The sequence below is a fragment of the Actinoplanes nipponensis genome (assembly GCF_016862275.1).
Taxonomy (GTDB): domain Bacteria; phylum Actinomycetota; class Actinomycetes; order Mycobacteriales; family Micromonosporaceae; genus Actinoplanes; species Actinoplanes nipponensis.
This window is the reverse complement of record NZ_BOMQ01000024.1, coordinates 95,448-118,237: the sequence shown is the minus strand read 5'-3', so window position 1 is coordinate 118,237 and position 22,790 is coordinate 95,448. Positions and strand designations below refer to the sequence as shown.

The window sequence follows — 22,790 nt, the reverse complement described above, 5'->3', positions numbered from 1 at the left end:
TTATCCGCACCCACGGACACCAGCCAGCCCCGCTGCCGCCGGGGCGCCCGGCGGGCAGGCTGATCGGCATGGAACCGGTGCTGGAGCTCAGGGACGTGGCGCGGGTCTTCCCGCGGGGGATCGTGGCGCTGCGAGAGGTGTCGCTGACCGTGGCCGCCGGCGAGTTCGTCGCGGTCATGGGAGCGACGGGCTCGGGCAAGAGCACGCTGCTGCACTGCGCCGCCGGTCTGGACCGGCCCAGCTCCGGCTCGGTGCGGCTGGCCGGCCGCGAGATCAGCCGGCTGCGCGAGCGGCCGCTCACCCGGTGGCGGCGCGACCGGGTCGGCTTCGTCTTCCAGTCCTACAACCTGCTCTCCGAGCTGACCGTGCGGCAGAACCTCGCGCTGCCCGCCCGGCTCGGCGGGCCGCGCCGGCGCGGCATCGACGAGGTGTTGGCGGCCGTCGGCCTCCCGGACACGGGCCCGCGGCCGGTGGGCGAGCTGTCCGGCGGGCAGCGTCAGCGCGTGGCGATCGCCCGGGCGCTGGTCACCGGCCCCTCGGTGATCTTCGCGGACGAGCCCACGGGGGCGCTCGACCCAACCACCGGCGGCCAGATCCTCGGCCTGCTGCGCCGCGCCGTCGACCGGGACGGGGTGACCGTGCTCATGGTGACCCACGATCCGGCCGCGGCGGCCTGGAGCGACCGGCTCGTCCTGCTGCGCGCCGGCACGGTGGCCGCGGACGCGGCCACCCCGGACGCGCCGGCCATCGCCGACCGGCTGCGGGCCGTGTCGACGGCGGTGGCGGCATGATCCGGCAGGCGCTGCGGCGCAATCCGTGGTCGTTCCTCGGCCCGTTCTGCACCCAGCTGCTGGCCGCCGCGCTGGTGGCCGCCGGGCTCGGCATCCTCACCTCGATCGACCGGGCCCCGTTGGGCGCCGCGGCCCGGCGGGCCGTGACCGACACCGGCCTCACCGACATCGCGGTCGTCTTCGTCACGCTCGCGATCTACCTGACCGTCGTCATCGTCGGCGTGACCATGGTGGCCACGGTCGCCCAGCAGGCCCGCGACATCGCCCTGGTGCGGGCGCTCGGCGCCACCCCCGGCCGGGTCCGCCGCTCGGTGGCGGCGCAGGCGGCGCTCGTCGCGGTGCCCGCGACGCTGCTCGGGGTCCCGCTGGGCGCCCTCGGTGGCCGGGCCTGGATCGACGGCGTGGTCACGCGCGGCCTGGCCCCGGCCGCGGTGACCTTCCACCCGCACCCGGCCGCCCTGCCTATCGCGCTGGCCGCCACCGTCGGCGCCTCGGTGGCCGGGGCGCTGGTCGCGGCGATCCGGCCGTCGCGGGTCCGGCCCGCGGCGGCGCTCGCCGAGGCGGCGGCGCCCCCGCGGGGGGTCGGCGGCCTGCGCACGACGGCCGGCCTGGTCCTGGTGACCGGCGGCAGCGTGCTCTCCGCCGCCATCGCCCGGCTGGACGCGGAGACCGCCGACGCGCTGGGCCTGTTCGTCATGCTCGCGCTGTGCGTCGGCGCCGGCCTGCTCGGCCCGGCCCTGCTCCGGGTGACCGCGCTGGTGGGCCGGCGGCTCGGCGACACCGGCCGGCTGGCCGGCGACACCGTCGCGGTCCAGGCCCGGGCGCTGTCCGGGGCGCTGGTGCCGCTCACCCTGGCGATCGCCTTCACGGGGGTCAAGGTGATCATGCTGAAGACGTTCGAGCACGAGACCGGCGCCGCCCCGGCCGCCGCCGAACGGTGGCTGGAGTATTCCGGCACGTCGGTCTACGTCGCCTTCGCGGCGGTGGCCGCGGTCAACACGCTGGTGACCGTGGTGCTGGGCCGGCGCCGGGACCTGGCGGTCACGCAGCTCGCCGGGGCGACCCGGCGGCGCGCGCTGGCCGTCGTCGTCTGCGAGGCTCTGCTGGTGAGCGGAACCGCGCTGGCGGTCAGCGCGGCGGTGGCCGCGACGACGACCCTGCCGTTGCTGCACACCGCGCTGGGCACCTGGCGGCCCTGGATGCCGGTGGGCTGGCTGCTCACCGGCGTCCTGGGCAGCACGGCCCTGGTCCTGGCCGGCACCGCCCTGCCCGCCGCGCTCGCGCTGCGGCGCCCGCCCATCGAGGTGGTCTCCTGATGGGCCCCCGCACCCGGCCGGCAATCGCCGGGGCGCCCCGGGCCGGGGGCTTGGTGGTGATCGTGCTGAGGGCGTGGCTGACCGGCCGCACCTGGCGGGAGCTGGCGTACCTGGTCTCCGGGGTCCTCATCGGCCTGCCCGCCTTCGTCCTGGCCGTGGTCGGCACCGTCGCCGCCGCCGCGTCGGTGCTGACTGTCGGCCTGCCCCTGCTGGTCGGGGTGCTGGCCCTGGCCCGGCTCACCCCCGGCTACTTCCGCGGCCCGGCCCGCGCGATGCTGGGCTGGGACTGGGGCGACCCGCCCCCGCTGCCGGCCCGCGGCCGGTGGGGACGGATCCGCGCGCTGCCGGGCGACCCCACGGCGTGGCGCGCCCTGGCCTACTGCTTCGCGCGCTGGCCGCTCATGGTCGCCGGGGCGTACCCGGGTGTGCTCGGCGTGGTGCTCGCCCCGCTGGGCCTGACCTATCCGCTGTGGTGGTGGCTGCTGCCGGACGGCTTCCGCGCGTTCGACAGCGACACCTGGGGCCACACCTGGTGGATCGCGCTGCAGGGGCTGGCGCTGCTGCTCGCGACCCCCTGGTGGCTGCGGCTGGTGGTGCTGCTCGACCGCTTCCTGGTCCGGGGGCTGCTGCACCCGAGCCGGTCCCAGCAGCGCATCGCCGAGCTGGAGGCGGGCCGGGCCGCCCTGCGGTCGGACGCGGCGGCCCTGCTGCGCCGCGTCGAACGCGACCTGCACGACGGCACGCAGGCCCGGCTGGTCGCGCTCGGCCTGACCCTGTCCCGGATCGAGAGCCGCAGCACCCAGGAGCCGGTCCGCGCGCTCGCGGCGGACGCCCGGGGCACCGTCACCGAGGCGCTGGCCGAGTTGCGGGACATCGTCCGCGGCATGCACCCGCCGGCGCTGGACGACGGCCTCGAGGTGGCGCTGACCACCCTGGCCGCGCGCAGCGCCGTGCCCGCGTCGGTGACGGTGTCCCTGGCCGCCCGGCCCCCGGACGCGACGGCCTCGGCGCTGTACTTCGCGGTGGCGGAGCTGCTGACCAACATCGCCCGGCACGCGGACGCCACCCGGGTCCGGGTCGACCTGCGCGGCGGGAACGGCTGCCTGCGCCTGACCGTGACCGACGACGGCCAGGGCGGCGCAGCGCTGCTCACCTCCGGCTCCGCACCGGCCGGCCCCGCGGTGGCCGGGCCGGGGGCGGCCGCACCGTCCACGGGCACCGGGCTGGCCGGGCTGGCGCGGCGGGCCACCGCGCTGGACGGCTCGCTGACCGTCGACTCCCCCGCCGGCGGGCCGACCACCGTAACCATGATCCTTCCCGAGCGGGCGTGACGCCGGATGGGCCGCCCGCACCCGACGACCCCGGCGATCGGAGGCCGACCGTGCGTGTGGTGATCGCCGAGGACAACGCGCTGCTGCGCGACGGCATCGCGCTGCTGCTGGCCGAGCAGGGCATCGAGGTGACGGGCGCGGTTCCCGACGCCGCCGGGCTGCTCGCCGCCGTCGCCGCCGATCCGCCCGACGCCGCGATCGTGGACGTGCGGATGCCACCCACGTTCACCGACGAGGGGCTGCGGGCGGCGCTGACCATCCGGTCGGCGTACCCGGGGGTCGGGGTCCTGGTCTTCTCCCAGTGGGTCGAGACCGGCTACGCGCGGCAGTTGCTCTCCGAGAACGCGGGCCGGGTGGGCTACCTGCTCAAGGACCGGATCGTCAGCACCGGCGAGTTCGTCGGGGCGCTGCGGCGGGTGGCCGACGGCGGCACGGCCCTGGACCCGGAGGTGGTGCGGCAGCTGCTCGCCGCGCCGGCGGTCGACGCCGGCCTGGCCCGGCTCAGCGACCGGGAGCGCGAGATCCTCGCCCTGCTCGCCGAGGGACGCTCCAACGTGGCCGTCGCCGAGGCCCTGCACCTGGTCGAACGCAGCGTCGAGAAGCACGTCACGGCCATCTTCACCAAGCTCGACCTGCCGCCGGCGCGCACCGACCACCGCCGGGTGCTGGCCGTGCTGCGGTACCTCCGGTCATGAGCGGGCGTGGTGTACCTTGCCGCGTGGTCCACCGTCCGTCCATTGAGGGAGAACGATGTCAACCAGCATGTCCCGCCGTTCGGCACTCGGTCTCGGCGCCGCCGCAGCGGTCGCGGGGGTCGGCGTGAGCACCCCCGCCCAGGCCGCGGCGGCCGGCCCGGCGAGCATCAAGAAGGTCTACGAGAAGGAGAAGGCCAAGGTCGGCGGCCTGTGGCACACCCACATCGCCGCCGTGGACGCGACCGGCGCGCTCAAGCCGATCGTCGAGGACGACGCCGACCACGTCACGTACGGCTACAGCGTGCAGAAGCTCGCGGTGGCGACCGCGGTCATGGACAAGATCGACCGGGGCCTGCTGACCCTGGGCACCAAGCTGGACCTCCAGGCCGACATCATCCTGGGCGGCTCGGGCATCTACCACCTGCACCGGGTGTGGGGCGACGAGATCACCGTGGCCAACTTCCTGACCGCGATGCTGCTGGTCTCCGACAACACGGCCGTGCGCATGTGCGGCCGGGTGGCGCCGGCGCTGGAGATCAACGAGATCCTGGCCGCCAAGGGCTTCGTGCACACCCGGGTCGAGCCGGTGGCCAACCCGAACCGCTTCTTCCTGGGCACGACGACCCCGCGGGAGATGCACGACCTGCTGTGGCGGCTGGCGACCAAGACGCTGCTCAAGCCGGAGTCGTGCGACTTCCTGCTGAGCATCACCCGCTGGATCAACGGCTACCACGACGGGGTCCGCCGGGTGATGTCCTCCAAGGAGCGCGAGCGGGTGGCCACGAAGTACGGCGCGGACTTCAACGACCTGGGCGAGTCCCGGCACGAGGCCGGCATCATGTTCAGCGCGGACGGGGCGCCGCTGCTGACCTACGCGATGTTCGCCGAGGGTCTGGGCGACCCCGAGAACTACGGCGCGACCCACCCGGCGGTGCAGGCCCACGCCAAGATCGGCCGCACCATGTTCGACAACCTGCCGGCCGCCCCTGCGACGACGGCCCGCACCGCGGTGCCGCGCACCCTGCCGAAGCCGTTCCACCCGGTCAGCGGCGGCTGAGCCGTCCCGGCGCCGCGCTCGCGGCCGGGGCGCGCCGGGCGGCGCGTCCCGGCCGGGGTCCCGGCCGACATCTGGCATCGATGAACGTGGACATCTCGGCCCGGGTGGACGACGATGCTGGGGTATGACGGATCACCGCGAGAAGCTCATCCCGTCGCGGCGCGCGTTCCTGGCGGCCTCCGCAGCCGTCGCAGCGACCCCGGTCCTCGGCGCGCGCGCGGCCCATGCCACCGGCCACGGCCTGCACAAACAGTCACCCGACCGGCAGCTGCGGGCGTTGCTGCGCGAGATCGACCCGAACCGGATCGGCGCCATCGTGACTCGGCTCGCCGCGTTCGGCACCCGGCACACCCTGTCGGCCCAGGACGACCCGGTGCGCGGCATCGGCGCGGCCCGGGACTGGATCCACGAGCAGCTGCGCACGTACGCGGCGGCCTCCGGCGGCCGGATGACCGTCGAGCTGCAGTCGTTCATCCAGCCGGTGTCCCCGCGGATCCCGACGCCGACCCGGATCACCAACGTCGTAGCCACGCTGCGCGGCGACACCGACCCCGGCCGGGTGTACGTGGTCACCGGCCACTACGACTCCCGGGCCTCCGACGTCCTGGACGCCACCAGCGACGCGCCCGGCGCCGACGACGACGCGTCCGGGGTGGCGGCGATCATGGAGCTGGCCCGAGTGATGGCGACCCGGCACACCGAGGCCACCATCGTGTTCGCCGCCGTCGCGGGCGAGGAGCAGGGCCTGTACGGCTCCGACCACCTGGCTCAGCAGTTCAAGGACGCCGGCACCGACGTGCAGGCCATGTTCAGCAACGACATCGTCGGCACCGGCGACGCCCACGACGGCACGGCCGGCGACCCGCGCACGGTACGGCTGTTCGTGGAGGGTGTGCCCACCGCCGAGACGGCCGCCGAGGCGACCGTCCGCAAGTCGGTCGGCGGGGAGAACGACGGCCCGTCGCGCCAGCTCGGCCGCTTCGTCCACGACGTCGCGGAGAACCCGCAGACCGGCATGAGGGTACGGGTCATCTGGCGCCGCGACCGCTACCTGCGCGGCAGCGACCACATCTCGTTCCTGCTCCGCGGCTACCCGGCCGCGCGCCTGACCGAGCCCCGGGAGAACTTCGCCCACGAGCACCAGAACGTCCGCGTGGAGAACGGCGTCCAGTACGGCGACCTGGTGGAGTTCTGCGACTTCCGCTACATCGCCCGGGTGACCCGGGTGAACGCGGCGGCGCTGTGGTCGCTGGCCCAGGCCCCCGGCACCCCCAAGGGCGTGGTCATCGACACGACGCAGCTGACCAACGAGACGACGCTGCGCTGGCAGCGCGGCACCAGCGCCGACCTGGCCGGCTACGAGGTGGTCTGGCGCGAGACGACGGCGCCGGACTGGACGAACGTGCTGGCGGTCGGGGACGTGACCACGGTGACGATCGACCTGTCGAAGGACAACGTCTTCTTCGGGGTGCGCGCGGTGGACCGCGACGGGCACCGCAGCCCCGTGGCGGCGCCCCTGCCGGCGAGCTGACCCGCGGCGGCGCGGCCGCCGTCCCGGTGCCCCTCCGACGTCGGGACGCCGTCCGGCGTAATGTCGCCGGGGCCGGGAACAGCCCGCCCGGCGGGTGACCCGGGCCCGGCGAGGAGGAGCACGTGACGTACGGCTACCTGGCGACCATGCGCACCAAGGCGGGCCGCCGCGACGAGGTCGTGCAGATCCTGCTCGGCGGGGTCGACGGCCTGCGCGGGGCCGGCTGCCGGCTCTACGTGGTCGGCGTGTCGGACACCGACCCGGAGCTGATCTGGGTCAACGAGGTGTGGGAGAGCAAGGAGCACCACGACGCCTCGCTGCAGCTGCCCGGGACCCGGGCGGCGATCGCGCGGGCCATGCCGATGCTGACCGGCGAGTTCACCGGGCAGGAGCTCACCGTCGCCGGTGGGCTCCTGTGACCGGCTTCCCCACCGGCACGCCCGACGAGCTCGAGCTGCACCTGCGCTGGCTGGCCTTCCTGCGCGGGGCCGTGCTGCGCAAGGCCGGCGGCCTCACCGACGAGCAGGCCCGCTGGCGACCCGAGGGCCGGCTGCTGCCGCTGCTGGGCCTGGTCAACCACCTCACCCACGTCGAGTGGCGCTGGATCGACGGCGCGATGCTGGGCCGGCCGACCGGCAAGACCGACGACGAGTACCTCCCCGGCCCGGAGCTGACCATCGCGGCCGCGCTCGCGGCGTACCGGGAGCGCGCCGCCGCCACCGACGCCGCGGTCCGCCAGCTGGGAGACCCGGCCACGCCGGCGCGGACCGGCGACGGCACCGATCTACGCTTCGTCCTCATCCACCTGATCAACGAGACCGCCCGGCACGCGGGGCACGCCGACGCGGTCCGGGAACTGCTCGACGGCACGACGGGAGAATGAGTTGACGATCGCGGGCAGCGCCCTGGTCACCGGTGCCTCACGGGGGCTGGGCGCCCACATCGCCCGGCGCCTGGCGGCCGACGGCTGGCCGGTCGCGGTGAACTACCGCTCGGACAGCGCCGGCGCCGAGGCGGTCGTCGCCGCGATCGTCGCGGCGGGCGGGCGGGCGGCCGCGTACCGGGCGGACGTCACCGACGAGGCGGAGGTGCCGGCGATGGTGGCCGCGGTCGCCGCCGACCTGGGCCCGGTGCAGGTGGTGGTGGCCAACGCGACCGGGCCGCAGCCGCTCGCGCCGGCCACCGAGGTCTCCTGGGCGGCCCACCTCGACCAGCTGGTCTTCTTCGTCAAGAGCCCGACCCTGCTGCTGCAGGCCACCGCCGCGGGCATGCGGGGGCTGGGCACCGGCCGTTTCATCCACATCGGCTCGGACTCCTTCGAGCGCGCGCTGCCGGGCGCGTCGGCCTACAACGCGGCCAAGGGCGCCCAGCTCGGCCTGGCCCGTACCTGGGCGCGGGAGCTGGGAGTCCACGGCATCACGGTGAACGTGGTGGCGCCGGGCTGGATCCCGGTGGAACGCCACGGCGTCGTGACGGCCGAGGACAGCGCGGGCTACGTGCGGGACGTGCCACTGGGCCGGCTGGGCCGGCCGGAGGACATCGCGGACGTGGTGGCGTTCGTGGCGAGCGACGCGTCCCGCTTCATGACCGGCGAGCGCCTGACCGTCAACGGCGGCCACACCATCGACTGAGCGGCGGCCGGGACGACAGCCCGGCCGGGACCGGTTGAGTAGGGTCACTCGGCATGAAGCTGCGTGAGGACGAGGTTCGCGTGCCGGCGTCCGGCTACGAGATCCGCGCGATGGTGATCAGCCCGGCCGGCGCCGGTCCCTGGCCGGGCCTGCTGCTCTACACCGACATCTTCCAGCTGACCGAGTCCACCCTGCGCACCGCCCGGCGGCTGGCCTCGGCCGGTTTCGTGGTCTGCGCGCCGGAGATCTACCCCCGGACCGACCTGGCCGGCGTCGCGCTGGAGTTCGACGACGCGGGCAAGCAGGCCGGCCTGGCCGGCGCGGCCGCCACCACGACCGCCCAGTTCGACGAGGACCGCGCCGCCGTCCTGGACCACCTCGCCGGGCGCAGCGACGTCACGACGTTGTTCGCGACCGGCTTCTGCCTCGGCGGCCACCTCGCGTTCCGGGCCGCCTTCGACCCCCGGGTCGCGGCCACGGTGTGTTTCTACCCGACCGGGCTGCACAACGGCGCCCTCGGCGCCGACGCCGACGCGGGGTCGCTCGCCCGGGCCGCCGACATCGCCGGGCGGCTGATGATCGTGTTCGGGTCGCGGGACCCGCACGTGCCCGCCGACGCCCGGCTGCGGATCGTGAGCGCCCTGTACGCCGCCGGGCAGGAGGACCTGGAGCTGCACGTGTACGCCGGCGGCGAGCACGCGTTCATGCGGGACGTCGGCGCCCGGCACGACCCGGTCCTCACCGACCACGCGCTGACCGAGGCAGTCTCGTTCCTGACCGAGAGGTGAGCGGCGACGCCCCGCGGTCCCTAGGCTTGACCCCATGCTCATCACCGTCGTGGCCGACTACGGCACCGGGGACCTCGCCTTCGCCGAGGTTCGCCAGACGTTCGCCGAGCTGCTGCCCGCGGCCGACCTCGCCGCGCTGCCGGTGCCGCCGTTCGACACGGTCGGCGCCGGGTTCTGCGTGGCCCAGCTGGCCTTCGGGTACGGCCCGGCCGACCGGGTGATCTACGCCAACGTGGCGCCCCGCCAGGACGAGGACCAGCCGCGCGAGGACAACGCCGGCGAGCGCCTGGTCGCCGCGCGGCTGCCCTCGGGCGTCCTGGTCGTGGGCGTGGACTCCGGCGCCAGCCTGTCGTTCCTGGCCGACGAGGGTGTGCCGCTGCGCGCGGTGAACGTGCCGGACGCGGGCTCGCAGTTCCGCTCCCGGGACGTGTTCCCGGCCGCGGTCGCGGGCCTGGTCCGCGGCGACGACGGCCTGCTCGGCGACGTGGTGCGGATCGCGCCGGCCCCGCGCCGGGTGGTGGTCTACACCGACGGGTACGGCAACCTCAAGACCAGCTGGTTCACCGCCCCGGCGGAGACCGGCGTCACCGTACGGGTGCGCATCGGCGACGCCGAGGCCGACGCCGTGGTCAGCGACGGCGTGTTCGCCGTACCGGCCGGTGCGGTGTCGTTCGCCCCGGGCAGCTCGGGCTGGCCCGGCGGCGCCGGCGGCCCCGACCGGAGGTGTTTCGAGCTGCTGGCCCGCGGCGGGAACGCGGCCGAGCTGTTCGGCTTCCCACCCGCCGGCGCCCCGGTCGAGATCGTCGGATGAGCCGCCGCGCCTACGCCCACGACGCCGTCCTGATGATGGGCCCGGAGGCCGACCCGCGGGCGCCGGGCGGCGCGATCACCACGGCCCTGTGCGGACACTGGCAGCACGAGCCGCCCTGCCCGCTGGCCGAGCACCACACCAGCGCGGAACGCACCGACGGCGAGGTGCGGCTGCACGTCCTGTTCGCGACGGCGCCGGAGCGCGAGACGGAGGTGCGCGAGCTGATCGACGAGGCGCTGGCGGCCGGGGCCTTCGCCGGCCCGGACGGCACGTCGAGCTTCTGGTCGCTGGTCAGCTCCGGCCCGGGCACGATCGCCCCGGAGGAACGCGCGCACGCCGCCCGCCTGGCCGGCTGAGGATCAGCCTGCCCGGCCGCCGGCGAACGGCGGCGGCCGGGACCTCCCGCGGGAGGTCCCGGCCGCCGCCGGGCTCGGTCAGGCGCCGCGGAGGCTGGCGCCCACCCGCGACGACGCCAGGGCGACCGCCGCGTCCCGGGCCGCCACGGCCTCCTCGACCGTCAGCGTCCGGTCCGGCGCGCGGAAGGTCAGCTTGTACGCCAGGCTCTTCAGCCCGGCGCCGAGCTGGGCCGAGGCGTACACGTCGAAGAGCCGGACCGACTCCAGCAGCGGGCCCGCCCCCTCGGTCAGCGCCGCCTCGACCTCGGCCGCCGGCACCGCCTCGTCCACCACCAGCGCCACGTCGATCAGCGCGGGCGGGAACGTGGAGATGTGCCGGGCCTGGGTCACCGGCGCCGCCGGGATCGCGTCCAGGTCGAGCTCCATCGCGCACGTACGCTTCGGCAGTTCCAGCGCCGACAGCACGCCCGGGTGCAACTCGCCCGCGTAGCCGATGACGGTGCCGTCGACCGCGATCGCCGCGCACCGGCCCGGGTGCCACGGGGCGTGCTCGGCCGCCCGTACCGTGATCCGGTCCGGGGTCAGGCCCGCCGCGGACAGCGCGATGCGCGCCGCCTCGATCGCGTCCGACCAGGTCGCGGGGCGGCCCGCGCCCCACCAGCCGGCCGGCGCCGCCTCCCCGGTCAGCACCGCGGCGAGGTGCCACGGCTGCTCGGGGACGATGGCGTTGGCCGCCGTCCAGTCCTCGGCGGACGGACCGTGGTCCACCCCGAGCGCCGGCGGCGCGACGGCCGTCAGGTGCGGCAGGAAGACCGTGCCGGCCTCGTAGAGCGCCAGGTCGCGCTCGCCGCGGCCCAGGTTGCGCTTGAGGGTGCTCGCCAGCGAGGCCAGCAGCGACGTGCGCAGCAGCGGCTCCTGCTCCGACAGCGGGTTGGTCAGCCGCACAGCGCTGCGCCGCGGGTCGTCGTCGGCCAGGCCGAACGCGTCCGCGACGCCGGGCGCCACGAACGGGTACGACAGCACCTCGACGTAGCCGTTCTCGGCCAGGGCCCGGCCCACCGTGCGCCGGCGCGTCTGCGCGGGCGTGAGCTCGCCGCCGCCGTGCACGGGCGGCAGGATGCTCGGGATGGCGTCGTAGCCGCCGAGCCGGGCCACCTCCTCGACCAGGTCGATCGGCGCCACCAGGTCGGGCCGCCAGGACGGCGGGGTGACCTCCAGCGGCTCGACCCCGCGGACCGCGCAGCCGACCTGGCCGAGCAGGGTGGTGACCTGCTCGACGTCGTACGCCACCCCGATGCGCCGGGTGGCCAGCGTGGTGTCGAGCAGCACCGGCGCCGGGGCCACCACATGGTCCAGGTCCAGCACCCGCTCGTCGACCGTGCCGCCCGCGTGCCCGGTCAGCAGCGCCACGGCCCGGTCCAGGGCGACCAGCGTCAGCCGCGGGTCGACGCCGCGCTCCCAGCGCTTCGCCGCCTCGCTGAACAGCTTGTGCCGGCGCGCCGTGCGGCCCACCATCACCGGGTCCCAGTGCGCGGCCTCCAGCAGCACGTCCACCGTGTCCGGCTGCACCTCGCTGGTCTCGCCGCCCATGACCGCGGCCAGCGAGATCGGCCCGGAGTCGTCGCAGATCACCATGTCCTCGGCGTCGAGCACGCGGGCGACACCGTCCAGGGTGGTCAGCTTCTCCCCGGCGTTGGCGCGGCGCACGAGCAGGCCGCCGCGCAGCAGGTTCAGGTCGAACACGTGCATCGGCTGGCCCAGCTCGAGCATCACGTAGTTGGTGATGTCCACGGCCAGCGAGATGGTCCGCACCCCGGCGGTGACGAGCCGGCGCTGCATCCACTCCGGGGAGGGCGCGGACGGGTCGATGCCCCGGACCACGCGCGCGGAGAAGCGGTCGCAGCCGACCGTGTCGTCGAGCCGCACCGGCCACGGCGCCTCGGCGGTCGCGCCCGGGGCGGTCGCCGCGCCCGGGTCGGTGTACGCCGAGGCGTACGCGTAGGACAGCTCCCGGGCGATGCCCCGCACGCTCATCTGGTAGCCGCGGTCCGGGGTGATCTCCAGGTCCAGGATCACGTCGTCGAGCCCGACGATCGGGCGCGCGTCCACGCCGGGCACGCCCGCGCCCTCGGGCAGCACGATGATGCCCGAGTGGTCCCCGCTGAGCCCGAGCTCGGCGGCGGAGCAGATCATGCCGTTGGAGTTGCGCCCGTACGTCTTGCGGGCGCCGATCCTGAACCCGCCCGGCAGCTCACCGCCGGGCAGGATGACCACCACGAGGTCGCCGACCGAGAAGTTGCGCGCGCCGCAGACGATCTCCTGCGGCTCCGGGTTGCCGACGTCGACGCGGGTGAACCGGATCGGCTTCTTGAAGCCGGTCAGCTCCTCGATCTCCAGCACCCGGCCGACGACCAGGTCGCCGACGACCGTGGCGGCCTGGTCGACGATCGACTCGACCTCGATGCCCAGGTCGACCAGCTTGCGCTCGAGCTCCTCGGCGGACACGGCCGCCGGCAGCTCCACGTACTCGCGGAGCCACGACAGAGACAGCTTCATGATCAGACCGCCATCCCGAAGTTGCGGGTGAACCGGGCGTCACCCTCGACCATGTCGTGCATGTCGCTGACCCCGTTGCGGAACATCAGCGTGCGCTCGACACCCATCCCGAACGCGAACCCCGAATACCGCTCGGGGTCGATGCCGCAGGCCGTCAGCACCCGCGGGTTGACCATGCCGCAGCCGCCCCACTCGACCCAGCGCGGGCCGTCGCGGTGCTGGGCGAACCACACGTCGAACTCGGCCGACGGCTCGGTGAACGGGAAGTAGTGCGGGCGCCAGCGGGTGCGCGCGTCCGGGCCGAACATGGCCCGGGCGAAGTGGTCGAGGGTGCCCTTGAGGTGGGCCATGGTGATGCCCTCGTCGACGACCAGCCCCTCGAGCTGGTGGAACACCGGGCTGTGGGTGGCGTCCAGGTCGTCGGTGCGGTAGACCCGGCCCGGGCAGACGACGTGGATCGGCGGCTGCTGGGCCAGCATGGTGCGCACCTGGCCGGGCGAGGTGTGCGTGCGCATGACCAGGCCGGGCAGGTCCACGTAGAACGTGTCCATGAGCCCGCGCGCCGGGTGGTCCGGGCCGATGTTGAGCGCGTCGAAGTTCGCCCACTCCAGCTCCAGCTCGGGCCCGTCGACCACCGAATACCCCATGCCGACGAACAGGTCGCTCATGTGCTCCATCAGCGTGGTCAGCGGGTGCCGGGCGCCGCGCGGGGTCCGGTCCCACGGCAGGGACACGTCGACGCGCTCCTCCACCAGCACCCGGGCGGCGCGCTCGAGCTCCAGCTCGGCCAGCCGGGCGTCGAACGCGCCCTGCACGGCCTGCCGGGCCACGTTGACGCGCTTGCCGGCCTCGGACTTCGCGTGCGGCGGCAGCGAGCCGATCTCGCGCCGGGCCAGCGACACCGGCGACCGGTCGCCGAGATGGACGGACTTGAGCGCACCGAGCGCGTCGAGGTCGGCCGCGGCGGCGAACGCCTGCTCGGCCTCGGCGACGGCGGCGTCGAGCGCCTCGGGGGCGAGCAGGACGGCCTGCTTCGGATCGTACGGATCGTTGCGGTAGGACATGATCGGGCGAACTCCCTCACACCGGATGAGCCATCGGCTCGTCGGGACCGAGTGCACCGAGCGCAGCGAGGGCCGCGAGTGGGACGACTCGGGTGGACAGTGTACGGAGGCGCGGCTGGGCCGCAGCCCGCCGGTCAGGGAAGTTCGCGCGTGAGTGTCAGCGCCCGCGACCAGCGGGCTGGATAAACATGGGCACTCGACGCATGGGAGAAGCATATCGCGGCCGGCCAAGGCAGATTTCCCGGTGGCAGACTGGACCGGTGCCGGCAACCACAGTCGTCAACCTGAAGGGCCACCGCGACGACCCCGCGTACGCCGATGTGGTCTACGTCGGGCGGGCCATGCACCGCGGCGGCTGGCACCTGCCCGCCTCCCCGCTGGCGTGCCCGTACCGGCCCGGTCGCGACGGCACCCGCGAGGAGGTCCTGGAGCAGTACCGGGCGTACCTGCTCACCCGGCCGGACCTGCTCGCCCTGCTCCCGGAGCTCCGGGGCCGGCGGCTGGGCTGCTGGTGCGTGCCGGAGCCGTGCCACGCGCAGGTCATCGCCGAGCTGGCCGACGGGCCGGCCGCTCAGCGCAGGGCGCGGGCGGAGGCGTAGAGGCACACCGCGGCCGCCGCCGCCAGGTTCAGGCTCTCCGCGCCGCCGTAGATCGGGATCCGGACCCGCTTGTCGGCCGCCTCCAGCAGGTCCTCCGGCAGCCCGTGGGCCTCCGATCCGAACAGCCACGCCGTCGGGCGGGCCAGCGAGCCGTCGTCGTCGAGCTCGTCGAGGCCGGCGTCGCCGTGCCCGGTGGTGGCCAGCACCTGCAGGCCGTAGTCGCGCAGCTCGTCCACCACGGGCAGCGGGGCGCGGACCACGTCGACGTGGAAGAGGCTGCCCGCCGACGCCCGCACGCACTTGCCGTTGTAGGGGTCGACCGCGTCGCCCGCGAAGATCACCGCGCCGGCGCCGGCCGCGTCCGCGGTGCGCAGGATCGTGCCCGCGTTGCCCGGGTCGCGGATCTCCACCGCCACCGCCACCAGGCGCGGGGCCTTGGCCAGCGCCTCGGCCAGCGGCACGTCCAGCTGCTCGCAGACGGCCACCAGGCCCTGCGGCTGGACGGTCTCGGCCAGCGCCGCGAGACCGTCGTCGGTCACCGGGGACACGACCGGCGCCTGGGACGCCAGGTCGGCGTGCCGGGTCAGCGCCGCCTCCGTACCGAACAGCTCCAGGACGACCCCCGCGGCCAGGGCGGAGCGCACCGCCTGCGGGCCCTCCGCGAGGAAGCGGCCGCTCTGGTCGCGGTCGCGGCGACGCTGCAGGCGCCGGGCCGCGACGACCCTGGGGGTACGGGGCGTGAAGGTCACGTGTCCTCCTGGAGGGAACAGCATCGGGGCGCCTCCCGGTCACCCGGAAGACGCCCCGAAGAAGTGCTGACGATCAGGCAGCCTGGGCGGCGGCGCCGCCGGTGCCCTCGGCCGCCACCGCGGCCCGCGCGATCTCGACGATCGCCGCGAACGAGGCGGCGTCGTTGACGGCCATGTCGGCGAGGATCTTGCGGTCCACCTCGACGCCGGCCAGCTTCAGACCCTGGATCAGGCGGTTGTAGGTCAGGCCGTTGGCCCGCGCGCCCGCGTTGATGCGCGTGATCCACAGCTGGCGGAAGTCGCCCTTGCGGTCACGGCGGTCGCGGTACGCGTACTGCATCGAGTGCAGCACCTGCTCCTTGGCCTTGCGGTACAGCCGCGAGCGCTGTCCGCGGTAGCCGCTGGCCGTTTCCAGCAGCGTACGGCGCTTCTTCTGGGCGTTCACTGCCCGCTTGACGCGTGCCATTTCTGTACTCCTAACAGGGGAACGTGTGTGGCGCGCGCGTCAGCGGCCCAGCATTTTCTTGACTCGCCTGGTGTCGGCCTTGGCCACCGTGACCGTACCGGTCATCCGGCGGGTGACGTGCGAGGACTTGCCCTCGAGCAGGTGGCGCTTGCCGGCCAGCTCACGCACGATCTTGCCCTTACCGGTGACCTTCACCCGCTTGCCCATGCCGGTGTGGCTCTTCATCTTCGGCACTCGAACGCCTCTTTCTGATAACTACTCTGCGGTTACGGCGCTGGTGTCGGCAGCAGCCTCGGCCGGCGGTGCCTCGGCCTCATCGCCTTCACGCGGCTCCCGGGGTGGGCGCGCGTTGGCCGCGATGACAGCCGCGGCGGCGGCCTTGGTCGCCCGGTGCGGTGCCAGAACCATGATCATGTTGCGGCCGTCCTGCTTCGGACTGGCCTCGACGAAACCCAGCTCCGAGATCTCTTCGCTGAGCCTGCGCAGGAGCCGGAAACCCAGCTCGGGGCGACTCTGCTCGCGACCGCGGAACATGATCGTCACCTTGACCTTGTCGCCCGCCTTGAGGAACCGGACCACGTGACCCTTCTTGGTCTCGTAGTCGTGCGGGTCGATCTTCGGCCGGAGCTTCATTTCCTTGATGACGGTCTGTTGCTGGTTGCGCCGGGCTTCGCGCGCCTTGAGTGCGCTCTCGTACTTGAACTTGCCGAAGTCCATGAGCTTGCACACCGGCGGGCGCGCCATCGGCGCTACCTCGACCAGATCCAGGTCGACGTCCGCAGCCAGCTGCAGGGCGCGCTCGAGCGGGACGATGCCCACCTGCTCACCCTCGGGGCCGACCAGACGGACTTCCCGTGCCCGGATCTGCTCGTTCACGCGTGGTTCGACGCTGATGGGGCCTCCTCAGAACGATCTAGTGGATGTCTCCGCCCGCGGTCTTGCGCCGCGGGCCGAGCGCACTGCCAATGTCGGTCGGCCCTCTCACGCCCACTTCAGCAGGGCGCCGAGGAAAGCAGAAGGCCCCGGCACGAATGCCAGGGCCCGCTCGACCGGTCATCGGCGTCCATGAGGACGCACGCCGCCACCGGGAATTCCCGGAGCGGTTGACCGGACCCAGCCACCTCGAGGGCGACGGGGTGGGAACCAGCGGGCTCCTCTTTCGCGCCCCTCAGGTCAAGGGGCGTGGTCGACTACCGGGGGAGTCTACCAGCTCAGGACGTGGCGGCCGAATGGAGGGCGCGAAGTGCGCGAACGCCCTCCACGGCGTACTCCTTGTCGGCCGCCTGCAGGGCGTGGACCGACACGATCTCCTCGTCGTGCAGCTCCAGGGTGGCCCAGGGCGAGTGGCGGTCGAAGCGCACCGCCCGCACCGCCGTCCAGGGCAGGTCGTAGCCGCCGATCACGTTGCGTACCTTGACGCCGTCCGCGTCCGCCACCGCCCGCGGGCGGGTGAACGCGAGGATGCCCAGCCCGACCAGGACGCCCAGGCCGATCATCGCGAACTGGTCGCCGCGCTGGTACGTGCCCATGTTGTCGCCGGTCGAGCCGTGCAGCCCGAAGCTGAGCAGGGTGAAGAGGATCACCACGGCGGCCGCCGAGAAGCCGGCCACCCAGCGGATGCGCCGGGGCCGGAAGACGGCCGGCGCCTGTGTCGAAGTCACGCTCACCACTGTGCCACCTACAGCCGGCAGTTGGAGATGTCGGTGACCAGGATGGCCCGCGCGCCGAGCTCGTACAGCTCGTCCATGATCCGGTGCACGTCGTTGCGCCGGACCATCGCCTGCACGGCGACCCAGCCCTCGCGGTGCAGCGGCGACACGGTCGGCGACTCGATCCCCGGGGTCAGCGCGGTGGCGTTCTCCAGCAGGTCGGCCCGGACGTCGTAGGCCAGCATCACGAAGGAGCGGGCCACCAGCACGCCCTGCAGCCGCCGGATGAGCTGGGCGGCCGGGCCGGACTCCGGCGCCGGGCCGCGCCCGATCAGGATCGCCGAGCTGCGCAGGATCGGCTCGCCGATGGTGACCAGGCCCGCCTGGCGCAGCGTGGTGCCGGTCTCGACCACGTCGGCGATCACGTCCGCGACGCCCAGCCGCACCGCGTTCTCGACCGCGCCGTCGAGGCGGACCACGTCGGCCTTGAGCTCGTTCTCCTCCAGGTAGCGCTCGACCACGCCGGGGTAGGCGGTGGCGATGCGCCGGCCGCCGATCTGGTCGGCCGAGGTGAGCGTGCCGGCCGGGGCGGCCCAGCGGAACGTGGCCCCGCCGAAGCTCAGGTCCAGCACCTCGACGGCGGGGACGCCGGAGTCGACCAGCAGGTCCCGGCCGGTGATGCCGAGATCCAGGTCACCCGAGCCGACGTAGGTGGCGATGTCGCGGGGACGCAGATAGAAGAACTCGACACTGTTGGCCTCGTCACGGCAGACGAGGTCCTTGGGGTCGGTGCGCTGGCGGTAGCCGGCGTCGCGCAGCATCTGCGCGGCCGGTGCGGACAGGGTGCCTTTGTTGGGGATGGCGATGCGCAGCATCGACGTGCTCCTTCGATCGGTCTCGATGAGGCGGAGAAACACGTCAGAGATGTCGGTACACGTCCTTGAGCTCGAGCCCGGTGGCGATCATCAGGACTTGTGCCTGGTAGAGCAGCTGCGAGATCTCCTCCGCGGCCCGCTCCGGCCCCTCGTGCTCGGCGGCCATCCAGGACTCGGCCGCCTCTTCGACGACCTTCTTCCCGATGAAGTGCACGCCCTTGTCCAGCGCCACGACGGTGGACGAACCCGGGGTCCGCTGCGCCGCCTTCGCCTGCAACTCGGCGAACAACTCTTCGAACGTCTTCACGGGAGACGATTGTGGCAGCTCATCACGGGATGGCGACGGACGGCCCCACCGGTTGGGACGTGGCCTAGGCTCACCGGTCATGGTCAGCAGAAACACCCTCGCCGTGCTGAGCAGCGCGGCCGCAATCCTCACCGCCCTGGCCGGCTGCGCGCCGGCCGACGAGGCGAGCCCCTCGGCCGGCGCCTCGGCGTCGGCCTCCGGCCCGGCCTGCGCGCCCGGCGCCCTCGCCACGCGGACCGCCGGCAAGCTCACGATCGGCACCGACAACCCGGCCTACGAGCCGTGGTTCAGCGACAACAAGCCGGCCAACGGCAAGGGCTTCGAGTCGGCGGTGGCGTACCAGGTCGCCGAGCGCCTCGGCTACCCGGCGGCGAACGTGGTCTGGACGAACGTGACGTTCAACAACGCCATCGCGCCCGGGCCGAAGACGTTCGACTTCGACATCAACCAGTTCTCCATCACGCCCGAGCGGCGCAAGGCCGTCGACTTCTCCTCGCCGTACTACCTGGTCCGGCAGACGGTGATCACCACCAAGGGCTCGAAGATCGCCGGCGTCAAGACGCTGGCCGAGCTCAAGTCGGCCAAGCTGGGCGCCCAGGTCGGCACCACCAGCTACCAGGCGATCAACGAGCTGATCAAGCCCGGGGCCAAGGCCCAGGTCTTCAACAACAACGACGACGCCAAGGCGGCCCTGGAGAACGGCCAGGTCGACGGCATCGTCGTGGACCTGCCGACCGCGTTCTACATGACCGCGGCCGAGCTGGACAACGGCGTGATCGTCGGGCAGCTGCCGCAGGTCGGCGTGCCGGAGCAGTTCGGCCTGGTCCTCGACCTGGGCTCGCCGCTGACCGACTGCGTCTCCCGGGCCGTCGACCAGCTGCGCCAGGACGGCACCCTCGCGGTGCTGGAGAAGCAGTGGCTGGCCGGCACGGGCGGGGCCCCCGAGCTCTCGTGAGCGACCAGCTCCACCGGCCCTCCGAGATCCAGCGCGGGCGGATCGCCTACCGGCGCCGGCAGACGATCCGCTCCGTGCTGCTCGCGGCGCTCTCCACCGCCGTCGTCGGCGTGCTGCTGGCGGTCGCGGTCACCGGCGCGCCCGGCTGGGACCGGGTCCGGCAGTCGTTCTTCAGCCCGGAGGTGGCCCGCCGCTACCTGCCGGACATCCTGGAGGGCCTCTGGCTCAACGTGCGGCTGCTGGTCGTCTGCGCGGTCCTGGCGCTGGCGCTGGGCCTGCTGATCGCGACGCTGCGGACGCTGCGCGGCCCGGTCTTCTTCCCGGTACGGGCGATGGCGACCGGTTACACGTACACGTTCCGCGGGCTGCCGCTGATCATCGTCATCTACCTGATGGCGTTCGGCATCCCCGGCCTGCGGCTGCAGGGCACCCCGGGGGTGCTGGTGCTGGGCGGGGCCGCGCTGGTCGTCACGTACGGCGCGTACCTGGCCGAGGTGTTCCGGGCCGGCATCGAGTCGGTGCACCCCAGCCAGCTCGCCGCGGCCCGGTCGCTGGGGCTGACGTACCGGCAGACCATGCGGCACGTGGTGCTGCCGCAGGCGATCCGCCGGGTGGCGCCGCCGCTGCTCAACGACACCGTGGCGCTGCAGAAGGACGTCGGGCTGGTGTCGCTGGCGGGGCCGATCGACGCCGTGCGCGCCGCCCAGATCGGGGTGGCGCAGGACGCCAACTACACCCCGTACATCGTGGCCGGGGTGCTGTTCGTGCTGCTCGCCCTGCCGTTGATCGGCGTCACCGACTGGGTCACGCTGCGCGCGGCCCGCCGCCAGTCCGCGGGGGCCTGACCGTGCTGCTGTCCTGTGAGAACGTCCGCAAGACCTTCGGCGCCACCGTGGTGCTCGACGACCTGTCCCTGGCGGTCGACGAGCACCAGGTGGTCGCGCTGATCGGCGCCTCCGGCTCGGGCAAGTCCACGCTGCTGCGCTGCGTCAACCTGCTCACCGGCATCGACGACGGCACCATCCGGCTCGACGGCGAGGACATCACCGACCCGCGGGTCGACCCGGACCGGGTGCGGCAGCGGATCGGCATGGTGTTCCAGTCGTACAACCTGTTCCCGCACATGACGGTGCTGCGCAACATCACGCTGGCCCCCGAACGGGTGCACAAGCGGGCCGCCGCCGAGATCCGGGCGCAGGCGCTGGAATGGCTGGGCCGGGTCGGGCTGGCCGACAAGGCCGACAGCTACCCGGACCGGCTCTCCGGCGGCCAGCAGCAGCGCGTGGCCATCGTCCGGGCCCTGGTCAACAGCCCCCGGCTGCTGCTGCTGGACGAGGTCACCTCGGCGCTGGACCCGGAGCTGGTCGGCGAGGTGCTGACCATGATCCGCGGGCTCAAGGACGAGGGCATGACCATGGTGCTGGCCACCCACGAGATGGGCTTCGCCCGGCAGGTGGCCGACCGGGTGGTCTTCCTGGACGGCGGCCGGGTGCTCGAGGAGGGCCCGCCCGAGCAGGTGCTGGGCGACCCCACGCAGGCGCGGACCCGGCAGTTCCTGGCCCGGATCATCGAGGCCGGCCGGCTCTGACGTCGGCCGCGCTCTCCGCCGCCGGCCGCAGCGCGCCGGCGGCCAGCGCGACCAGCAGCGCGAGCAGCACCGGGATGGCCAGCGCGGCCGGCAGGCCGAACGCCTCGGCGGCGCCGCCGATCAGCACCGGGCCGGCGAAGAAGCCCAGCCAGCCGATGCTCGCCACCCGGGCGATGGCCCGGGCGGGCCGGTGCGGGTTGCGGTGGCCGGCCGCCGAGAAGACCTGCGGCGCGACGCAGGACAGCCCGGCGCCGAGGCAGCCGAAGCCGAGCACGCCGGCCACGGGATGCGAGACCAGCAGGGCCGTGCCCAACCCCGCGGCGGCGAGCAGGCCGCACCCGCGGACCAGGCGGACGGCGCCGAGGCGGGCGGCCAGCCGGTCGCCGGTCAGCCGACCGGCCGTCATCGCGATGAAGAACGCCGCGAACGCCGCGGCCGCGAAGCTCTCGGTGCTGTCGAGGCTGTCCCGCAGGTACACGGTGCTCCAGTCGGCCGCCGCCCCCTCGCCGACCAGGGCGCACAGGGCCAGCGCGCCGAGCAGGAGCACGCCGGACAGCCGAGCCGGCCCGGTCGTGGCCGCCGGCGGCGGTCCCCCCGCATCGGTCAGGTCGCCGGACCACCGGCGCGCCCACCAGGCCAGCGTTGCCCCCAGCCCCGCCACGACGGCGAAGGTGCCCAGCGGGCCCGCGCCGGCCGCCGCGGCCACGCCGCCGAGGACGGCGCCGAGGAACCCGCCGATGCTGTAGACGGCGTGGAACGACGACATGATGGGCCGCTCGGCCGCGCGCTCGACCTCCACGCCGCGGGCGTTCATGGCGATGTTCAGGACACCGTGCACCACGCCGAAGGCGAACAACGCCGCGGTCAGCGTGGTCAGCGAGGGCGCCAGCGCCACCGGCGCCAGGAAGCAGCCGTCGGCCAGGGCCGCCGGGATCATGATCCGCCGGCTGCCGTACCGGTCGACGAGCCGTCCGGAGACCTGCATGCCGGTGACCGCGCCGAGCGCCAGCCCGACCAGCGCGATGCTGAGCCGTCCGTCGGTGAGGCCCAGGTGCTGCTTCACCGCCGGGATGCGCGCGGTCCACGTGCCGATCAGCGTGCCGTACAGCAGGAAGAGCAGCGCGGTCGCGATCCGGCTGCCGCGTACGGTGTCACGCACCGCTCCACGCTAGACGATCGTGATCGCCGGCCCTACTTGCCGAGGTCGCGGATCGCGATGACCGCGTCCAGCACCGCGACCGTGGCCTGCCAGCCCTTGTCCTCGATCGAGTCCTCCAGGCCGGCCCGGTCCTTGGCCTGGCCCAGGCTCTCCACGGTCAGCACGCCGTGCGCGACCGGGGTCTGCTCGTCCAGCGCGACCCGGGTCAGCCCGGCCGTCACGGCGTCGTTGACGTAGTTGAAGTGGGCGGTCTCGCCGCGGATGACCACGCCCAGGGCGACCACCGCGTCACAGCGTTTGGCCAGCGCCTGCGCGACGACGGGCAGCTCCACCGAGCCGGCCACGCGGGCCACGATCACGTCGTCCACCCCGCACGCCTTGGCCGCCGCCTGCGCCCGCTCGACCATGTGGTCGACCAGGTCGGCGTGCCAGCGCGAGCCGACGATGCCGAGCGTGAACCCGGCGGCGTCGACGGTGTGCAGGTGCGGATCCCCGAAACCGGCCATATGTTTCCCC

27 protein-coding genes are annotated in these 22,790 nt (G+C 74.0%); 16 read left to right on the top strand and 11 right to left on the bottom strand.

Features of this window, described 5'->3' with window-relative positions:
- The first annotated feature begins 68 nt into the window (after positions 1-68).
- The 12 genes from Ani05nite_RS09710 to Ani05nite_RS09655 all read left to right on the top strand — a co-directional run bounded on the left by Ani05nite_RS09710 (position 69) and on the right by Ani05nite_RS09655 (position 10,307).
- Positions 69-791 carry an ABC transporter ATP-binding protein gene (locus Ani05nite_RS09710; protein WP_203766939.1) on the top strand — a complete coding sequence of 241 codons (723 nt, stop codon included), beginning with the start codon at positions 69-71 and terminating at the stop codon, positions 789-791.
- Positions 788-2,107, top strand: coding sequence for an FtsX-like permease family protein (locus Ani05nite_RS09705; RefSeq protein ID WP_203766938.1), 1,320 nt, complete (start codon positions 788-790; stop codon positions 2,105-2,107). Before Ani05nite_RS09710 ends, Ani05nite_RS09705 begins: the two co-directional genes overlap by 4 nt.
- The gene (locus Ani05nite_RS09700; RefSeq protein WP_203766937.1) at positions 2,107-3,438 is read left to right on the top strand and encodes a sensor histidine kinase; all 1,332 of its coding nucleotides are present in this window, start codon (positions 2,107-2,109) and stop codon (positions 3,436-3,438) included. Before Ani05nite_RS09705 ends, Ani05nite_RS09700 begins: the two co-directional genes overlap by 1 nt.
- Before the next feature lie 50 nt (positions 3,439-3,488).
- Complete coding sequence (locus tag Ani05nite_RS09695) at positions 3,489-4,133, top strand: response regulator (RefSeq protein ID WP_203766935.1); 645 nt, start codon at positions 3,489-3,491, stop codon at positions 4,131-4,133.
- Positions 4,134-4,188: 55 nt separating this feature from the next.
- Complete coding sequence (locus Ani05nite_RS09690; RefSeq protein ID WP_203766934.1) at positions 4,189-5,190, top strand: serine hydrolase; 1,002 nt, start codon at positions 4,189-4,191, stop codon at positions 5,188-5,190.
- A gap of 124 nt (positions 5,191-5,314) precedes the next feature.
- On the top strand, positions 5,315-6,721 hold the full coding sequence (locus Ani05nite_RS09685) for a M20/M25/M40 family metallo-hydrolase (protein ID WP_203766933.1): 1,407 nt from the start codon (positions 5,315-5,317) through the stop codon (positions 6,719-6,721).
- A 122-nt stretch (positions 6,722-6,843) separates the two neighbouring features.
- Positions 6,844-7,140 carry a putative quinol monooxygenase gene (locus tag Ani05nite_RS09680; RefSeq protein WP_203766932.1) on the top strand — a complete coding sequence of 99 codons (297 nt, stop codon included), beginning with the start codon at positions 6,844-6,846 and terminating at the stop codon, positions 7,138-7,140.
- Positions 7,137-7,604: a mycothiol transferase gene (locus Ani05nite_RS09675; protein WP_203766931.1), complete on the top strand. Its 468-nt coding sequence runs from the start codon at positions 7,137-7,139 to the stop codon at positions 7,602-7,604. Before Ani05nite_RS09680 ends, Ani05nite_RS09675 begins: the two co-directional genes overlap by 4 nt.
- A gap of 1 nt (position 7,605) precedes the next feature.
- Positions 7,606-8,352 carry an SDR family oxidoreductase gene (locus Ani05nite_RS09670; RefSeq protein WP_239129561.1) on the top strand — a complete coding sequence of 249 codons (747 nt, stop codon included), beginning with the start codon at positions 7,606-7,608 and terminating at the stop codon, positions 8,350-8,352.
- 53 nt (positions 8,353-8,405) lie between these two features.
- Complete coding sequence (locus Ani05nite_RS09665; protein ID WP_203766930.1) at positions 8,406-9,140, top strand: dienelactone hydrolase family protein; 735 nt, start codon at positions 8,406-8,408, stop codon at positions 9,138-9,140.
- A gap of 34 nt (positions 9,141-9,174) precedes the next feature.
- Positions 9,175-9,951, top strand: coding sequence for an SAM-dependent chlorinase/fluorinase (locus Ani05nite_RS09660; RefSeq protein ID WP_203766928.1), 777 nt, complete (start codon positions 9,175-9,177; stop codon positions 9,949-9,951).
- Complete coding sequence (locus tag Ani05nite_RS09655) at positions 9,948-10,307, top strand: hypothetical protein (protein ID WP_203766926.1); 360 nt, start codon at positions 9,948-9,950, stop codon at positions 10,305-10,307. Before Ani05nite_RS09660 ends, Ani05nite_RS09655 begins: the two co-directional genes overlap by 4 nt.
- 78 nt (positions 10,308-10,385) lie before the next feature.
- On the opposite strand, the gene pheT is transcribed toward Ani05nite_RS09655, so the two are convergent.
- Positions 10,386-12,863: a phenylalanine--tRNA ligase subunit beta gene (pheT, locus tag Ani05nite_RS09650; RefSeq protein WP_203766924.1), complete on the bottom strand. Its 2,478-nt coding sequence runs from the start codon at positions 12,861-12,863 to the stop codon at positions 10,386-10,388.
- 2 nt (positions 12,864-12,865) lie between these two features.
- On the bottom strand, positions 12,866-13,927 hold the full coding sequence (gene pheS / locus Ani05nite_RS09645; RefSeq protein WP_203766923.1) for a phenylalanine--tRNA ligase subunit alpha: 1,062 nt from the start codon (positions 13,925-13,927) through the stop codon (positions 12,866-12,868).
- 260 nt (positions 13,928-14,187) lie between these two features.
- Between pheS and Ani05nite_RS09640 the strand changes: the two genes are divergently transcribed.
- Positions 14,188-14,526, top strand: a complete 339-nt coding sequence (locus tag Ani05nite_RS09640) for a DUF4326 domain-containing protein (RefSeq protein ID WP_203766922.1) — start codon at positions 14,188-14,190, stop codon at positions 14,524-14,526.
- Here Ani05nite_RS09640 and Ani05nite_RS09635 read toward each other — a convergent pair.
- From Ani05nite_RS09635 to Ani05nite_RS09605, 7 genes are all read right to left on the bottom strand, one after another.
- On the bottom strand, positions 14,499-15,299 hold the full coding sequence (locus tag Ani05nite_RS09635) for a TrmH family RNA methyltransferase (protein ID WP_203766921.1): 801 nt from the start codon (positions 15,297-15,299) through the stop codon (positions 14,499-14,501). The two genes, Ani05nite_RS09640 and Ani05nite_RS09635, sit on opposite strands and share 28 nt — an antisense overlap.
- Positions 15,300-15,348: 49 nt before the next feature.
- Complete coding sequence (rplT, locus tag Ani05nite_RS09630; protein WP_184991627.1) at positions 15,349-15,741, bottom strand: 50S ribosomal protein L20; 393 nt, start codon at positions 15,739-15,741, stop codon at positions 15,349-15,351.
- A gap of 39 nt (positions 15,742-15,780) precedes the next feature.
- Positions 15,781-15,975: a 50S ribosomal protein L35 gene (gene rpmI, locus Ani05nite_RS09625; protein WP_203766920.1), complete on the bottom strand. Its 195-nt coding sequence runs from the start codon at positions 15,973-15,975 to the stop codon at positions 15,781-15,783.
- Between the two features lie 21 nt (positions 15,976-15,996).
- Positions 15,997-16,617 carry a translation initiation factor IF-3 gene (gene infC / locus Ani05nite_RS09620; protein WP_203766919.1) on the bottom strand — a complete coding sequence of 207 codons (621 nt, stop codon included), beginning with the start codon at positions 16,615-16,617 and terminating at the stop codon, positions 15,997-15,999.
- Positions 16,618-16,952: 335 nt separating this feature from the next.
- Positions 16,953-17,402, bottom strand: a complete 450-nt coding sequence (locus Ani05nite_RS09615; RefSeq protein ID WP_203766917.1) for a PH domain-containing protein — start codon at positions 17,400-17,402, stop codon at positions 16,953-16,955.
- A gap of 17 nt (positions 17,403-17,419) precedes the next feature.
- On the bottom strand, positions 17,420-18,265 hold the full coding sequence (gene hisG / locus Ani05nite_RS09610) for an ATP phosphoribosyltransferase (RefSeq protein ID WP_203766915.1): 846 nt from the start codon (positions 18,263-18,265) through the stop codon (positions 17,420-17,422).
- 43 nt (positions 18,266-18,308) lie between these two features.
- Complete coding sequence (locus Ani05nite_RS09605) at positions 18,309-18,572, bottom strand: phosphoribosyl-ATP diphosphatase (RefSeq protein ID WP_203766914.1); 264 nt, start codon at positions 18,570-18,572, stop codon at positions 18,309-18,311.
- 79 nt (positions 18,573-18,651) lie between these two features.
- On the opposite strand from Ani05nite_RS09605, the gene Ani05nite_RS09600 reads away from it, so the two are divergent.
- The 3 genes from Ani05nite_RS09600 to Ani05nite_RS09590 are packed head-to-tail and all read left to right on the top strand — an operon-like array spanning position 18,652 to position 21,115.
- A complete protein-coding gene (locus Ani05nite_RS09600) occupies positions 18,652-19,527 on the top strand; it encodes an ABC transporter substrate-binding protein (protein WP_203766913.1) in 876 nt (291 codons plus the stop codon).
- Entirely contained in the window at positions 19,524-20,372 is an 849-nt protein-coding gene (locus Ani05nite_RS09595; protein ID WP_203766912.1) for an amino acid ABC transporter permease, read from the top strand. Before Ani05nite_RS09600 ends, Ani05nite_RS09595 begins: the two co-directional genes overlap by 4 nt.
- A 2-nt stretch (positions 20,373-20,374) precedes the next feature.
- Positions 20,375-21,115 (top strand): amino acid ABC transporter ATP-binding protein, encoded by a 741-nt coding sequence (locus Ani05nite_RS09590; RefSeq protein WP_275410525.1) that lies wholly within the window; start codon positions 20,375-20,377, stop codon positions 21,113-21,115.
- Here Ani05nite_RS09590 and Ani05nite_RS09585 read toward each other — a convergent pair.
- Together Ani05nite_RS09585 and ribH are read right to left on the bottom strand one after the other, a co-directional pair.
- Positions 21,093-22,274 carry an MFS transporter gene (locus Ani05nite_RS09585; protein WP_203766911.1) on the bottom strand — a complete coding sequence of 394 codons (1,182 nt, stop codon included), beginning with the start codon at positions 22,272-22,274 and terminating at the stop codon, positions 21,093-21,095. The genes Ani05nite_RS09590 and Ani05nite_RS09585 overlap by 23 nt on opposite strands.
- A 32-nt stretch (positions 22,275-22,306) precedes the next feature.
- Positions 22,307-22,780 carry a 6,7-dimethyl-8-ribityllumazine synthase gene (gene ribH, locus Ani05nite_RS09580; RefSeq protein WP_203766910.1) on the bottom strand — a complete coding sequence of 158 codons (474 nt, stop codon included), beginning with the start codon at positions 22,778-22,780 and terminating at the stop codon, positions 22,307-22,309.
- Between the last annotated feature and the right edge of the window lie 10 nt (positions 22,781-22,790).